Below are 13,449 nucleotides of genomic sequence, written 5' to 3' on the forward strand. Positions count from 1 at the left end.
CGGACCTCGGATGACCGAGGTCGGTTCTGCGCTGCGCGCGGCACGAACGGCGGCGGGAATCAGCCTGCAGGGCATGTCCGCGCGCACGAACTATTCGAAGCCGTATCTGGGTCAGCTCGAGACCGGCGCCCGGGTGGTGCGCGCCGAGCACGTGGCCGCGTACGCGTCGGCGCTGCACACTCCGCTGGATCATCTGCGCGACCGGCTCACCGTCGAATCGGTCAACGAACTCGACGATCTGCCCACGCAGCTTTCGTCGCTGCTGCTGCCGCCCGTCGCGCATTCGCGCGGCGATCACCCCGCCTTCGCCGCGACGGAGCTGGCGGACGCCGAGCAGCTCGCGACCTGGGCGCGCGCCAGGCAGTGGGACGACGGACCGGCGCCGCGCCGTGCCGTGACGGCCTGGCTGTCGGTGAATCTGCCGCGTTTACAGCAGCTCTCGGCCGCAGGCGGGCATGGACGCGCTTTCCGGGCCGGTGCCGAGCTGGCCGATATCGCGGCCGCCATGAGCTGGGACATGGAGGACGTCCTCGCCGGTCGCCGGTACTCGGTCGCCGCGGCACGGCTGTCGCACGCCGCGGGCGAGGAGGTGCTCACCGCCACGATCCTCGCCGAGGCGTCCTGGCAGCTCCTCGACAGTGGTAGGCCGGCCGAAGGGCTCGAGGTGGCCCAGCTCGCCCAGTATCTGGCGCGGCGCACCGCGACACCCCTGCTGCGGGTCGCACTCGCCGAGTTGGAGGCTTACGCGCACGGCATTCTCGGTGATCATGCCGCGTTCCAGCGTGCGATTGTCATCGCGGCGGAATGCCGTGGCGAAGCCGCCGGGACAGTGGCCGGTGACAGCGTTGCCGACCGGAGCCTCACCGCGGCCACCGTCGGCATGATCCTCGGACCGCGCCGGAATTGGCCGGGGCCCGGGCAGCAGTGGCGGCTGCTCGGCGCCAGCTATCGCCACCTCCTCGCTACCCGACCCGATTTGGCTCGCATCGCCTTCGGCGAGATGCACACGCCGTTGTCGCAGGACCTTGTGACACCGGCGACGGCCGCGATCTCCTCGGCACGCCTACAGCTGATGCTCGGTGACCCCGAGCTGGCTGTCGACCAAGTAGGTCTCGCCCTGTCGCTGTGCGGTCGACGACCTACGGGCCGCACCGCTGCCCGGCTGTTGGATTTCCTGCACGAGTCGACCGAGTTCGCCGAGGTCTCGACGGTCGGCGAGGTCCGCACCAGCATTCGCGAGCTGGTCGCACGCTGAGTTCGCGCTCGACCGTCGGCAGGTACTCAGCCCGTGGCCGTCACCCGCGCTGGGACATCAGCAGGCCGATGATCCCGGACTCCTGGCTCTGCGTGCTCACCATGTCGCGGGCCGCCTGTTCGACCGGTCCGCCCTCGGACAGCTCGTCGAACGCTTGGGCCATGGCGACACCGCCCTGGTGATGGCGATACATCAGCCGCAGGAACATCTTCTCCGCGTCAATGCCGTGTGCCCGCGCGAGCGCGTCGAGGTCGGCGCGGGTGGCCATGCCGGGCATGGCCGACGACGACGCGGCGGCGTGGTGACCGGTGGGCATCCACGACATCGGGTGCGGGTTGGTCGGGGTCGCCGCGGCCAACCGCAGCCAGCCGAGCATCATGCCGATCTCGAGGCGCTGGGCATCGGCGATCTGGTCGGCCAGCCGCCGCACGGTGGGATCGACATCGGTGGCCAGGCGCTCGACCATGATGAGCGCCTGCTGATGGTGACCCGTCATGTCCTGCACGAAGCCGATCTCGGTGGGCGTCAATACCGGTGTGACGGTGGCGGTCTCGGAGAAGAAGAGCGGTCGGGCGGCCGCGCCGACCACCAGCAGCAGCAGTACCGTCGCCGCACCCGCGGCGCCGAGCAGCACCCGCCGGCTCATGAGCCGACCGTCGACCGCTGATCGGTGGGCGGGGTGTACACCTCGGGCGACAGCTCCAAGGTGAGCAACCCGTTGTCGGCGCAGGCGGCCCAGAGCTGGTTGCCGCGCCACTCGGGAGCGGAGAAGCACCAGTCGGTGGAGAGGTCGCCGAAGGCCACGTCACCGGTGCGCGAACTCTGCGCCTGCTCGGGATCGAGAACGCCCGCGTCGATGGCCTGCATCACCGACTGCACGCTGAGCAGCGGCACCCCGATGATCGAGGCGAGCGCGTGCGGGGAGTTCCACAGTTCGCTGTTCTGACCGGTGCGCGCGGGCGGGTTGTAGTAGGCGATCTCGCGTACCCGGAGCGGGTCGCGGACGTCGAAAACCCGGATGCCGGAGGCGATCCAGCCACACGCGAGCGCGGTGGGGTTCACCGGGCGGTCGGCGGAGCAGTAGTGGGCGTCGTAGGTGAAGATCGACCCACCCATCCCGGAGGCGAGCGCGCTGTCACGATGTTGCTGCAGGTTGATCTCCAGCTTGATGGAGTTCACGATGCGCGGGTTGGTGTCGTCGGAGATGTCGATGAGTTTGGCGCCGCCGGATCCGGCCTCGTCGGCGGTGAACAGGTAGGGCACGCCGTTGTAGGTGACGGGCACGCTCTGCTGCGTCGCCCAACCGTCGGTCCAGGTCAGCTGGGAGATGATCGGCACCTGCGGGTCGGGGTCGCGTCGCTGCACCGCACTGGTGTCGAGGACGGCGAGCCCACCCATGTTGTTGGCCAGGTACAGGCGGTTGCCGTCGGCGCGCAGGCCCATGCCGTGCATGGACTGCCCCGGCATGCCCTGCCAGATCACGCGGGGGTCGGCCGGATCGGTCAGGTCGACGGCGCTGACGATGCCGGGGATCACGCCGGATGCCCAGTAGGTGCGGCCGTCGGGGGAGAAGCCACCCTCGTGCGCCGTGATCGGGACCGGCAGGCTCACGTCGGTGCCGGGCCCCGGGTTGAGCAGGCGCGGGCGCGCGCAGTCGGAGATGTCGTAGATCGAGATCAGTCCGGCTCCGGTGAACGCCGGAGCCCCGGTGCCGACCAGCAGCTTTCGCGCGGCGTTGACCTTGAGGCTCTCCCAGGTCCCCGCCAGCATGGCCGGTTCGGTGAGCGTGGTGGTGAGCACCGGGTTCGCCGGATCGGCGACGTCGATCACCTGCACGCCTTGCGCGGGACCGAGCATATTGCCGGGGAAGAAGCTGCCCAGGTAGACGCAGTGATCGAACTGCGTCGAGGTGATGCCCGCGCCGCGGCCCGCGTAGCCGCCGATGCGGCTGATGTTGCAGCGGTAGCCCTGGGTGCTGCGCCCGCTGTCGCGTTCAGCGGCGGGTACGTCACCCTGGAGACCCGGTTCGGGGATCGCGTCGCCCGCACAGCTCGCGCGAGCGACGGCGGTATCGGCGAGGCTGCGGTCCTCCTGAACGACGGCAGGCGAGTCCGGTTGCGCGGTGCCGACTGCGTTGGGGAGGACGAGCACGGCCGCGACGGCGACCAGCAAACAGTAACGCGTTCTCATGGTTGACTCTCATGCTCGGTGGCCAGGGTGGCCAGTGCCGCCGCGGTCTGACGGCAGAAGCGCTCGCCGTCCTCGTCACCGCGGGTGAGCGCGCGCAAGAGGGTTGCGCCGCGCAGGAATTCGAAGATCAAATCGGAATCGCAGGCAGGTGGGACCTGTCCGTTCACGATCGCCGCGTCGATGGTCGCGCGGAGGGCGACTCTGGCCAGCCCTTCGCCGCGTTCGCGCAGGCGCTGGTAGCTCTGTTCGTCGTCGTGGTAGGCCGAGAGCAGGCCGGGGATGCCGGAGCGGGCCGCGGGATGGGTGGCCGCGGCGAAGAACAGTCGCGTCCAAGCCAGCAGGTCGGCGGCGATATCGCCGGTCGGCTGCGGGACGGCACCGGTGTCGAGGGCGAAGATCGCGTCCTCCACCAGGTGGATCTTGTTCGGCCACCGACGGTAGATCGAGGTGGCGACCACCCCGGCCCGCCGCGCGACCCCCTGGATGGTTGTGGCCTGGAAACCTTGCTCCACCAGCAGTTCTTGAGTGGCGCGTAGCACCTGATCATCCAGTTGCGGGTCACGAGGGCGGCCCGGTCCCGGTCGGGCCTCGCGACGTTCACTCACTGTTCACTCCTCTGTCGGTGTTGGCAGAGCGTAGCCGAGAATTGAACTTTTTAAAAACGCTTCATGGTGTATTCGAATTGGGCTAACTTGAAACGTGTTCTACCTCCACTCCCGAAGGAAAAGTCCATGCTGACTCCCCAGGACGAACTGCTCTGCCACCAATTGCCGACGACCTTCGACCACGTCGTCCAGAGCGATCTGCGCTGGACCGAACGCATCGTGCTCTACGGCTTCGACACCACCGGCCGGGTCAGCGTCATGACCGGCATGGCGCGCTACCCCAACCGCAATGTGATGGACGCCTACGCGATGGTCACCATCGACGGCACGGCGCACGTGGCACGGCTCTCGCGCGAGATCAGCGGCAAGTACGACGACCTCGGCGCCTGGCAGATCGGCCCCTACCGCTACGAGATCACCGAGCCGCTGCGCGGCGTGCGCGCGACCCTCGGCGACAACGACCACGGCCTGCGCCTGGAACTGAACTTCGCCGGCCAGTTCCCCGCCTACGAGCAGGAACCCGCCTTCTTCCGCACCCGTGGCCGGGTCCGTGAGGACGCCCGCCGCTACTACCAGAACGGTGAGATCTCCGGCTGGCTCGAGGTCGACGGCGAGCGCATCGAGATCGATCCCAGCACGTGGTGGTTCGGCCGCGACCACTCGTGGGGCACCCGCCACGGCGGCGGTGGCGGCAGCCTGGGCGAGGGCGGCGGCCTGCAGCCCTCGGAGATCCCCGACGGCGTGCTGTACTTCATGGGCATCTTCCAGTTCGACGACGAGCTGGTGCACTTCGCCCAGCGCGAGACCGCCGACGGGCAGCGCTGGCACTTCGAGGGGTCGATCCAGCGCCCGATCGAGGCGGAAGTACCGACCGTGCCGATCGTCGGCGTGACCCATGACCTGAAGTTCCGTGACGACTTCCGGATCGTGTCGGAGGGCTCGTTCACCGCCAACGCCGCCGACGGCAGCGAGCGGACCTACGCCGTCACCGCGCTGCACGATTTCTGGCCCGGCCTGGCCGGATACGACATGTATCGCGGCTACGCGTCGGGGATCTGGAAGGGCGAGTCCTACAGCGACGGCTACACCGTGGATCTGTCCGACACCGCCGAACTGCGCCCGGTGAGCATGCTCACCGAGACTTTCGTCAAGGTCGAGTCCAGCGACGGCAAGGTCGGTTACGGCCTGGTCGAGATGGTGTTCATGGGCCGCAACGCTCGCTACGGATACGAGGGGTACTGATGACGACGCGCCCCAGTGCCGACGATCTGCCGAGCGCGGTGGTTCCCGTGTTGCGCAGTGGTTTTCCCGATGCCGGCTCGGCGCGGGTGACGAATTGGTCGGCCAGCCCGCGCGGTCTGGCCACCGAGACCTTCCTGTTCGACCTCGAGCGTGATGACGCCGAACCGGTCTCGCTGGTACTGCGGCGTCCGCCCGAGGTAGCGCTGTTCCCCGACTACGACCTGCTCCGTCAGGTCCTGGTCATGCGCCGGCTGGCCGAGACCTCGATCGCTGTTCCGTCGGTGCGCTGGCTCGACCGCGACGGTGACGAGCTGGGCAGCCCCTACTTCGTGATGGACCGCATCGATGGCTCGGCCCCGGGTGACCTGCCGTCCTACCACTCGGCCGGCCTCTACTTCGACGCCGATCCCGACGACCGCGCCAAGATGTGGTGGGGCTGTGTCGACACTATCGCCGAGATCCACCAGCTCGACTGGCGCACACTGAACTTGGACTTCCTGTTCTTCCCGCAGTTCGGTGTCGCGCCGCTCGAGCAGATGATCGGCTACGTGGATTCCGCGCTGGCCTGGGCCTCGACCAGTCAACCGCCCGCGCTGCGCCGAGCTGCCGAGTGGTTGCGCGCCAACCTCTATGAACCCGACCACGTCACCCTCTGCTGGGGCGATGCTCGGATGTCGAACATCCTCTACGACAAAGAGTTCCGGGTGTCGGGTGTGCTCGATTGGGAGATCGCCTACATCGGCGACCACGAGGCCGATCTCGCCTGGATGCTGTTCCTGGACTGGGCATGCTCGGAATTCCAGGGAACCGAACGACTTCCGGGTACTCCCACCCGCGAGGAGTCGATCGCCCGCTACGAGGAACGCAGCGGCATGAAGGTCCGCAACCTGCGCTACAACGAGGTGCTGGCCGCAGTCCTGCTCAGTATTCCGTTGCTGCGCATGGCACATCGCCTGAACTTGCCGCCGGAGATCGACGTCACCGCGTTCTGCGCGCAGCGCATCGAGCAGTTGCTCGGCGACGAATAACCACAGATGCCGGCTCGAGCACGGATTCGCGCGATTCGTGTTCGAGTGGCCGGTCAGGTGAGCACGCGCTGGTGACGTTCCTGGTCGAAGGCGGGCAGGGGCGCGCCGGTGCGCAGCACGCGGGCGATCGCGGGCTCGGCGAGATGCAGGCGGCCGATGGCCACCAGGTCGAATTCGGCGTCGGCGAGCCGTCGGTAGAGGCCGTCGAGTGCGGCCGGTTCGGGAGTGCCCTGCTCGTGCAGGGACATGCTCAGCCCGACGCTACCGACGGCCATGCTGTACGCGCCGGTCAGCTTCTTCGCCCAGCCCGCCAAGGTCAGGTCGCTGCCGTCGAAGGCTGGTCGGTCGAAAAACCTACTGCTGGCGTCGAATACATCCACACCGGCCTCCGCCAGGGCGGTGAGGATCTGTCCGAGCTCCTCGGGATTTTCGGCGATGCGTGCGCCGTAGTCCTGCTGTTTGTGCTGGGAGAAGCGGTAGAAGATCGGCAGTCGCGGACCTATTTCCCGGCGGATCGCGCGCACGACCTCGACCGGGAAATTGAGGCGTCTGCCCAGATCGCCGCCCCAGTGGTCGGTGCGTTGATTGGTGGCCTCCCAGAGGAACGCGTCGAGGAGATAGCCGTGGCCCGCGTGGACGGCGATGCCGTCGAAACCGACCGCGACCGCGTTGCGAGCCGAGCGCACGTAGGCGGCGATCACGTCCTCGATGTCGTGCTCGGTCATGGGTGCGGTCGGTGCGCTCACCGTCGACAGGTAGCGCTGGGAGTAGGTCGTGCGCCCGACCCGGCCCCACAGTCCCGAGGGGCGCAGGGGTGTGAGCGCCGGGTCCACGCGAGCCATCGCACCCCACAGTGGGCCGACGTGCCACAGCTGCGGCACGATCTTGCCGCCTGCGCCGTGGACGCCGTCGACCACGCGACGCCACCCGGACAGGGCTGATTCACCGTGTAGCCGAGGCACTTTCGTGCTGTCGACCGCCGTCGGATGATCGATCGCGACGCCTTCGGTGATGATCAGCCCGGTGCCGCCTTCGGCGCGCCTGCGGTAGTAGGCGGCGACGTCGTCACCGGGTGTGCCGCCGGGGGAGTGCTGCCGGGTCATCGGCGACATGACGATGCGGTTCGGCAATGACAACGGCCCGATTCGCAGGGGAGTGAACAGGGCGTCGGCGGCGTTCATGCACCCACGCTCCCAGTGTTGTCGGCCCCCGGCAATCGGCAGGCCCGCTGAGCGGCGCCCACGTGAATTATGTAACAGGTTATTATGTAATGATGCCCTCGGAAATTTCGCCCCGCCCCGGCAGGCCCCGCGACGCCGACAAGGACCTCGCGGTACTCATCGCCGCCAGGCAGTTGCTCGCCGAGGTCGGCTACCCGCAGGCGACGGTCGTCGCGATCGCCAAGCGCGCCGGGGTCAACACCCCCGCCATCTACCGGCGGTGGCCGACTCGTCAAGCGCTGCTCGAGGAGGCCATTCACGGCCCAGGGGGACATTCGCTGCCGGAGCCGACCGGCGACCTGCGGGCCGACCTGGCGACCTGGGTGCGCATCTTCCTGGCTCGCGCCGACAGTCCGGCCGCCCGCGCGGGCGTGCCCGGCCTGCTCGCCGATTCGCAGACCGAGGAGGCTCGGCGCAGGTTGCTCGCCATCGGCGCTCCCGTGCGCAAGGCCTTCGCCGAGTTGCTCGGAAGGGCGGTCGACGACGGTCAGATCGACCCCGGCGCCGATGTGGACCTGATCTTCGAGATCCTCTCGGGCACCACGACATTTCATGCGCTACTGCGTGACGCCGAGGAGGGGGAAGCCTTCGTCGCGCGCCTGGCCGACGCGCTGTATGTCTTGGCGTCCACGGGGCGCTGAGGCGGCTGATCATCGTGACTCGGGCCACACGTTAATAACGTTACATGCTAGTATGTAATTGTGAGCCGAGAGCCTCAGGGAGTGTGCGAATGAAGGTCGACCTGCAGTTGGGCGCGCGCCCGGAACAGGTGATCGCACGGTCCGCCGAGCTGACCGCCTGTGGAGTCGACGGCCTGTTCACCTTCGAAGGTGCCCATGACGTCTTCCTCCCGCTGACCCTGGCCGCCGCGGGCCCCGAGCCGGTCGACTTGATGACGAATGTCGCCATCGCCCTCCCGCGCAGCCCGGTCCACCTGGCGCACGCCGCCTACGACCTGCACCTGCTCAGCGGTGGCCGGTTCCGCCTCGGGCTCGGTTCGCAGACCCGCGCGCACATCGAAAAGCGGTACGGCGGTGAGTGGTCGCGCCCGGCCGCGCGCATGCGGGACATGGTGCTCGCCATCAAAGCCGTGCTCGGTTCCTGGCAGGAGGGCACTCCGCTGCACTTCGACGGCGAGTTCACCCGGCACACCCTGATGCCGCCGACCTTCGATCCCGGCCCGAATCCCTATGGGCTGCCGCAGATCTGTCTCGGCGCGCTCGGCCCGATCATGACCAGGACCGCGGCCGAAGTGGCCGACGGGCTGCTGGTCATGCCGTTCAACAGTGCCCGGCATTTCGCCGAACACACCGTGCCCGCCATCGAGGAGGGGCTCGACCGCGCCGGGCGCGATGCCGCCGATCTGCACATCTATCCACAGGTGATCGTCGCGATGGGCCGCACGCCGAGTGAGCTGGCGGCCGCGGCCGTCGGTGCGCGTCGGCTGCTCGGCTTCTACGGGTCGACGCCCGCGTACCGCCCGGTCCTCGACGCCGAGGGCTGGGGTGAGCTGCAACCGGAATTGAACGCGCTGTCCAAGCGCGGCGAGGTCGCGGCGATGACCGGCCTCATCGATCAGACGATGCTCGACACCTTGGCTGTGCACGGGACACCGGAGCAGTGCGCGACGGCGATCATCGAACGCTTCGGCGCGTATGCCGACCGGATCTGTTGCTATTTCCCCGGTTACGACGTGTCCGACGAGTACATCAAGGACCTGGTCACCGCATTGCAGGCGCCGTGAGCATCCGGATCGAGGTCACCGACGGTGTCGCGGTGCTGACGCTGGATCGGCCCGAACGCCGCAACGCCTTCACGGGCGCGATGGCTCGGGCGATCGGCACGGCATACCGCGAATGGGAGGCCGACGACGCGGTGCGCGTCATCGTGCTCACCGGCGCGCCTCCGGCGTTCTGCGCCGGCGCGGACATCGGTGGCGGTGACAGAACCTTCGACAAGCCCGACAGCGCGACGTTTTCCGCGTCTCCCGTCGACCCACCCGCCTTCGCGCTGCGCAAACCGGTGATCGCCGCGGTGAACGGGCACGCGATCGGCATCGGCCTGACGATCGCCATGCAGGCCGACATTCGCATCGTCGCCGAGGACGCGCGCTACGCCATTCCCCAAGTGCGGCTGGGTGTTCTGCCCGACGCGATGGCCCATTGGACGGTGGCCAAGGTCGCCGGAATGTCGGTCGCGGCCGACATCCTCCTGTCGGGTCGTACCTTCGACGGTCACGAAGCGGTCCGGCTCGGGCTGGCCGGCCGCTGTCTCCCGGCGGCCGAAGTATTGCCCGCGGCCCTCGCGATGGCACGCGATATGGCGGTGAATGTGGCGCCGATGTCTGCCGCTCTCAGTAAAAGGCTGCTGTGGGACACCGCGATCCACGGATACGAACCCGGCCGGGTCGCCGAACTGGAAACCGAGTCGCACCTGCGTGTCATGGGTGGACCCGATGCGGGCGAGGGCATGCGTGCCCGCGTCGATCGGCGCGAACCGGTCTGGTCGGCGCGGTTGTCGCGCGATTGGCAGGAATTGGGAACGGCCGACGTCACCGTCTCAGGAGTATGTAGATGTCTCTCGCAGTAACTGCTGACCAGCACGCGCTGGCGCAATCGGTAGCCGCGTTCGCCCGCAAATTCGCCCCGCTGTCGCAGACACGCGAGCACTTGGCCGAGTACGCGGCCGGGAACGCGCCGACAGAAGTCTGGACAGCCTTGTGCGAGCAGGGTTTACACGCGCTGCACCTGCCCGCGGCACAGGGCGGCGACGACTGTGGGCTGGCGACGCTCGCGGTGGCCGTCGAGCAGTTGAGCACGGCGATGTTCGCCGGCCCGTATCTGTCGACGGTGACGGCGAGCGCGCTCGCGATGGCGGCTCGACCTCAGCCGTTGCTCGCGGACTTCGGCGCCGGCATGACGGGAGCCGTCGTCACCGGACCCGACCTGCGGGCCACCCGCGACGGCGACGGCTGGGTGGTATCGGGCGTCTCCGACCCGGCACTCGGGCTGCCCGGGGCCGAACGAGTGGTAGTGCGCGCCACCGTCGCCGGGAATCCCGCAGCGAGCCTGTGGTTCTGGCTCAGCCCCGCCGATCACGGCGATGTCGGTGCGGATAGTTCCGGTCCCGTCGGTGAGCCGCCGCTGCCCCCTACCGGGGCGGTCGCTTCGATCCGGTTCACGACCGCCGAAGCTGTCGACCTCACCCGATCGCTCGGACGCGCCGAATTCGATGCCTACCCCGTGGATGCGGCGCGGGTGCTCGACGGCATCGACCCAGCTGTCGCGGAGTTGTGGACGACCACGCTGGCGGCGGCGGAGGCGACCGGGATCTGTCGCTGGTGTCTGGACACGACCGTCGAATACATCCGTGTGCGACACCAATTCGGTCGTCCGATCGGCAGCTTCCAAGCGGTGCAGCACAAAGCGGCGCTCATGCTGGTCCGCGCCGAAGTGGCCGGCGCGGTGACCTGGGACGCGGCCCGCGCCGAGACCCAGCCGACCGAGCAGCGGCTACTCGCCGCCGCGAATGCCGCGCTGACCGTGCTGCCTGGCGCGATCGATCAGGCGGTGGACTGCGTGAGCCTGCTCGGCGGCATCGGCTTCACCTGGGAGCACGATGCCCATCTGTACTGGCGTCGCGCGATCGCGCTGGCCGCGCTCGTGGGTGGCGAGGACGCGTCGGCCAGAGCGCTGGGGGAGCGTGCGCTGCTCGCCGAACGCGACTTCTCGTTCGTCGACGCCGACACGCTGCCCGGACTGCGCACGACGGTCGGCGTCGCGCTCGATGCGGTCGCCGCCATCGCGGATGACGAAATCCCGTCCGAGGGGTGGTCACCCGCGCGCGGTGGTCGCCGCCGCGCCAGGCTCACCGCGGCCGGCTTGGTCGCCCCACACTGGCCGAGCCCGTTCGGTCTCGACGCCGGGCCCGCCGAACAGGCGGTGATCGCCGAAGAATTCGCGTGCCGTGGGCTGTGTCAACCCGAACTCGGCATCGGCGCCTGGGTGCTGCCCACGCTGATCGAACACGGTGACGACGCGCAGCGCGAACAGTTCGTCACCGCGACGATGCTCGGTGACATCATCTGGTGCCAGCTGTTCTCCGAACCCGGTGCGGGCTCCGATCTCGCCGGATTGTCCACCGCCGCACGCAAAGTCGACGGCGGCTGGATCATCAATGGCCAGAAGGTATGGAATTCCCAGGCACAGGACGCGGATTGGGCCGTGTGCCTGGCGCGCACCGATGCCGATGTCCCCCAACACGCCGGCCTGACCTACTTCCTGATCCCGATGAACGCCCACGGCGTCGACGTCCGACCGCTGCGTCAGGTCACCGGCATCTGGGAGTTCAACGAGGTCTTCCTCGACGAGGTCTTCGTTCCCGACAGCCAGGTGGTCGCCGAGCCCGGGGACGGCTGGCGGATCGCCGTCACCACCTTGTCGAACGAGCGGGTCGCCATGGGCTCGGCCACCTTCGGCCACGGCTCCAGCACGCTGGTCCGGCGCCTGCTCGAATCCGGCGACCACGCCGGTACCCGCGACGACGCCGTCCGTGTCCTCGGCCGCAACACCGCGCTCGAACTGTCCGTCGCCGCGCTGAACCTGCGCGACGTCGTCGCGAGGATGAACGACATGGCCGACGGCAACGGCTCCAGCAACAGCATCCGCAAAGTCTGGAACGCCATCGCCCAGCGCGATGCCTCCCGGGCGCTCGCCTCGATCCTCGGCCCCCGCGCCACGATCGGCCACCCCGAACAGCCCTACACCTTCGACTTCCTCGGCCTGCCCGCCATCCTCTTCGGCGGCGGCACCATCGAAATCCAGCTCAACATCATCGCGCGACGCGTGCTGAGTCTGCCTCGATAGTCGGTCGCCTGCGGTTGCACCGCTTTCAGTGCCGGGTGTCGGCCTCGCGTTGCCGCCACTGCCGGGGGCTGACCCCGTACCTGGCACTGAACCACCGCGAGAAGTTGCTCACCGAGGAAAAGCCGAGCAGATCGCCCACCTCGGTGAGGGAGTGACGGCGGTTGGCCACCATCCGCTCGGCGAGTGCCCCGCGGATCTCGTCGACCACCGAGGTGAACGTCGTGCCGTCCTGGGCGAGTTTGCGATGCACCGTGCGCCGGTCGACCCCGAGGCTGCGCGCCACCTGTTCGACGGTGCACCGGCCCGTCGGCAACAGCAGTTCGACGAGTTCGCGGACCCGGTCGGCGACCGTGGCCTCCTGCGCGGGTGCCATCGCGCCGAGCAACTGCTGCGCGTAGGCGTGCAGCAGCGGGTCGGCCATCGCGTTCTCCGCGTCGAGATCGCTGCTGTAGGTGAGGATTCCGTCGAAATCCTGATCGAACTCGACATGCGGGCCGAACATCTTGAGGTAGGTGGCGCGGTCGCGCGGGGCGGGGTGGGAGAAGCACACCTGCATCGGCCGCCAGGTGGGTCCGACGAAACCGCGGAGCAATCCGTGCAGCACCCCGGTGGTGAGTTCGACGGCCTGCCGGACGGGCACCGCTCGGCCGACATCCACGCTCACCCGAATGGTGGCCATGCCGTTCGCCTCGATGACCTCGGTGTGCAGCGCCTCGTTGTACATGTGCTCGTGGCGCGACAGCAGCCGCAGCGCGCTGCGCACATCCGGTTCCTCGCGGATGACCAGGCTCAACGGGCCGAGGTTGGAGAAGCGGCGCAGCTGCGCCAACCGCACACCGAAGTCCTCCCGGCCGGATTCGGCGGCCGAGCGTTCCAGTAGTTCGGCGACGGCTTCGGCCGGAATCCACCGGTCCTGCGTGCCGAAACCGGCCGGGTCGAGTCCGCAATCGCGGATCAGCCGAGCGGGTTCGAGCCCGAGCGAGCGCGCCAGTTCGACGTAGTCGTTCAGTGACGCGTACCTGGACAACGGCTTCATCCGACACC

At 68.6% G+C, this 13,449-nt stretch carries 12 protein-coding genes; 7 read left to right on the forward strand and 5 right to left on the reverse strand.

Annotated elements, in window-relative coordinates; all coding sequences use genetic code 11:
* The first annotated feature begins 10 nt into the window (after positions 1–10).
* The gene (locus ACFVJ5_RS31410; protein WP_379225755.1) at positions 11–1,255 is read left to right on the forward strand and encodes a helix-turn-helix domain-containing protein; all 1,245 of its coding nucleotides are present in this window, start codon (positions 11–13) and stop codon (positions 1,253–1,255) included.
* A 40-nt stretch (positions 1,256–1,295) separates the two neighbouring features.
* On the opposite strand, the gene ACFVJ5_RS31415 is transcribed toward ACFVJ5_RS31410, so the two are convergent.
* The 3 genes from ACFVJ5_RS31415 to ACFVJ5_RS31425 are packed head-to-tail and all read right to left on the reverse strand — an operon-like array spanning position 1,296 to position 4,050.
* A complete protein-coding gene (locus tag ACFVJ5_RS31415) occupies positions 1,296–1,901 on the reverse strand; it encodes a DUF305 domain-containing protein (protein WP_379225757.1) in 606 nt (201 codons plus the stop codon).
* Positions 1,898–3,445, reverse strand: a complete 1,548-nt coding sequence (locus ACFVJ5_RS31420; protein ID WP_379225759.1) for an LVIVD repeat-containing protein — start codon at positions 3,443–3,445, stop codon at positions 1,898–1,900. The genes ACFVJ5_RS31415 and ACFVJ5_RS31420 overlap by 4 nt, the downstream gene beginning before the upstream one ends.
* The gene (locus ACFVJ5_RS31425) at positions 3,442–4,050 is read right to left on the reverse strand and encodes a TetR/AcrR family transcriptional regulator (protein ID WP_379225761.1); all 609 of its coding nucleotides are present in this window, start codon (positions 4,048–4,050) and stop codon (positions 3,442–3,444) included. The genes ACFVJ5_RS31420 and ACFVJ5_RS31425 overlap by 4 nt, the downstream gene beginning before the upstream one ends.
* A gap of 126 nt (positions 4,051–4,176) precedes the next feature.
* Between ACFVJ5_RS31425 and ACFVJ5_RS31430 the strand changes: the two genes are divergently transcribed.
* Together ACFVJ5_RS31430 and ACFVJ5_RS31435 are read left to right on the forward strand one after the other, a co-directional pair.
* Positions 4,177–5,292 carry a hypothetical protein gene (locus ACFVJ5_RS31430; RefSeq protein ID WP_379225763.1) on the forward strand — a complete coding sequence of 372 codons (1,116 nt, stop codon included), beginning with the start codon at positions 4,177–4,179 and terminating at the stop codon, positions 5,290–5,292.
* Positions 5,292–6,320 (forward strand): phosphotransferase family protein, encoded by a 1,029-nt coding sequence (locus ACFVJ5_RS31435; protein WP_379225765.1) that lies wholly within the window; start codon positions 5,292–5,294, stop codon positions 6,318–6,320. The genes ACFVJ5_RS31430 and ACFVJ5_RS31435 overlap by 1 nt, the downstream gene beginning before the upstream one ends.
* 53 nt (positions 6,321–6,373) lie before the next feature.
* Here ACFVJ5_RS31435 and ACFVJ5_RS31440 read toward each other — a convergent pair whose 3' ends face one another.
* Positions 6,374–7,501, reverse strand: a complete 1,128-nt coding sequence (locus ACFVJ5_RS31440; RefSeq protein ID WP_379225767.1) for an NADH:flavin oxidoreductase — start codon at positions 7,499–7,501, stop codon at positions 6,374–6,376.
* Positions 7,502–7,593: 92 nt separating this feature from the next.
* Here ACFVJ5_RS31440 and ACFVJ5_RS31445 point away from each other — a divergent pair, with 92 nt between their 5' ends.
* The 4 genes from ACFVJ5_RS31445 (at position 7,594) to ACFVJ5_RS31460 (ending at position 12,405) form a co-directional block, all read left to right on the forward strand.
* Positions 7,594–8,181: a TetR/AcrR family transcriptional regulator gene (locus tag ACFVJ5_RS31445; protein WP_379225769.1), complete on the forward strand. Its 588-nt coding sequence runs from the start codon at positions 7,594–7,596 to the stop codon at positions 8,179–8,181.
* Between the two features lie 89 nt (positions 8,182–8,270).
* On the forward strand, positions 8,271–9,284 hold the full coding sequence (locus ACFVJ5_RS31450; RefSeq protein ID WP_379225771.1) for a TIGR03617 family F420-dependent LLM class oxidoreductase: 1,014 nt from the start codon (positions 8,271–8,273) through the stop codon (positions 9,282–9,284).
* Positions 9,281–10,129: an enoyl-CoA hydratase/isomerase family protein gene (locus ACFVJ5_RS31455; RefSeq protein ID WP_379225773.1), complete on the forward strand. Its 849-nt coding sequence runs from the start codon at positions 9,281–9,283 to the stop codon at positions 10,127–10,129. The genes ACFVJ5_RS31450 and ACFVJ5_RS31455 overlap by 4 nt, the downstream gene beginning before the upstream one ends.
* Positions 10,114–12,405: an acyl-CoA dehydrogenase gene (locus tag ACFVJ5_RS31460; RefSeq protein ID WP_379225775.1), complete on the forward strand. Its 2,292-nt coding sequence runs from the start codon at positions 10,114–10,116 to the stop codon at positions 12,403–12,405. The genes ACFVJ5_RS31455 and ACFVJ5_RS31460 overlap by 16 nt, the downstream gene beginning before the upstream one ends.
* 25 nt (positions 12,406–12,430) lie before the next feature.
* Here ACFVJ5_RS31460 and ACFVJ5_RS31465 read toward each other — a convergent pair whose 3' ends face one another.
* Positions 12,431–13,441 carry an AraC family transcriptional regulator gene (locus ACFVJ5_RS31465; protein WP_379225777.1) on the reverse strand — a complete coding sequence of 337 codons (1,011 nt, stop codon included), beginning with the start codon at positions 13,439–13,441 and terminating at the stop codon, positions 12,431–12,433.
* Positions 13,442–13,449 lie beyond the last annotated feature (8 nt).

Origin of the sequence: Nocardia sp. NPDC127606 (genome assembly GCF_042671725.1) — a bacterium.
GTDB lineage: Bacteria > Actinomycetota > Actinomycetes > Mycobacteriales > Mycobacteriaceae > Nocardia.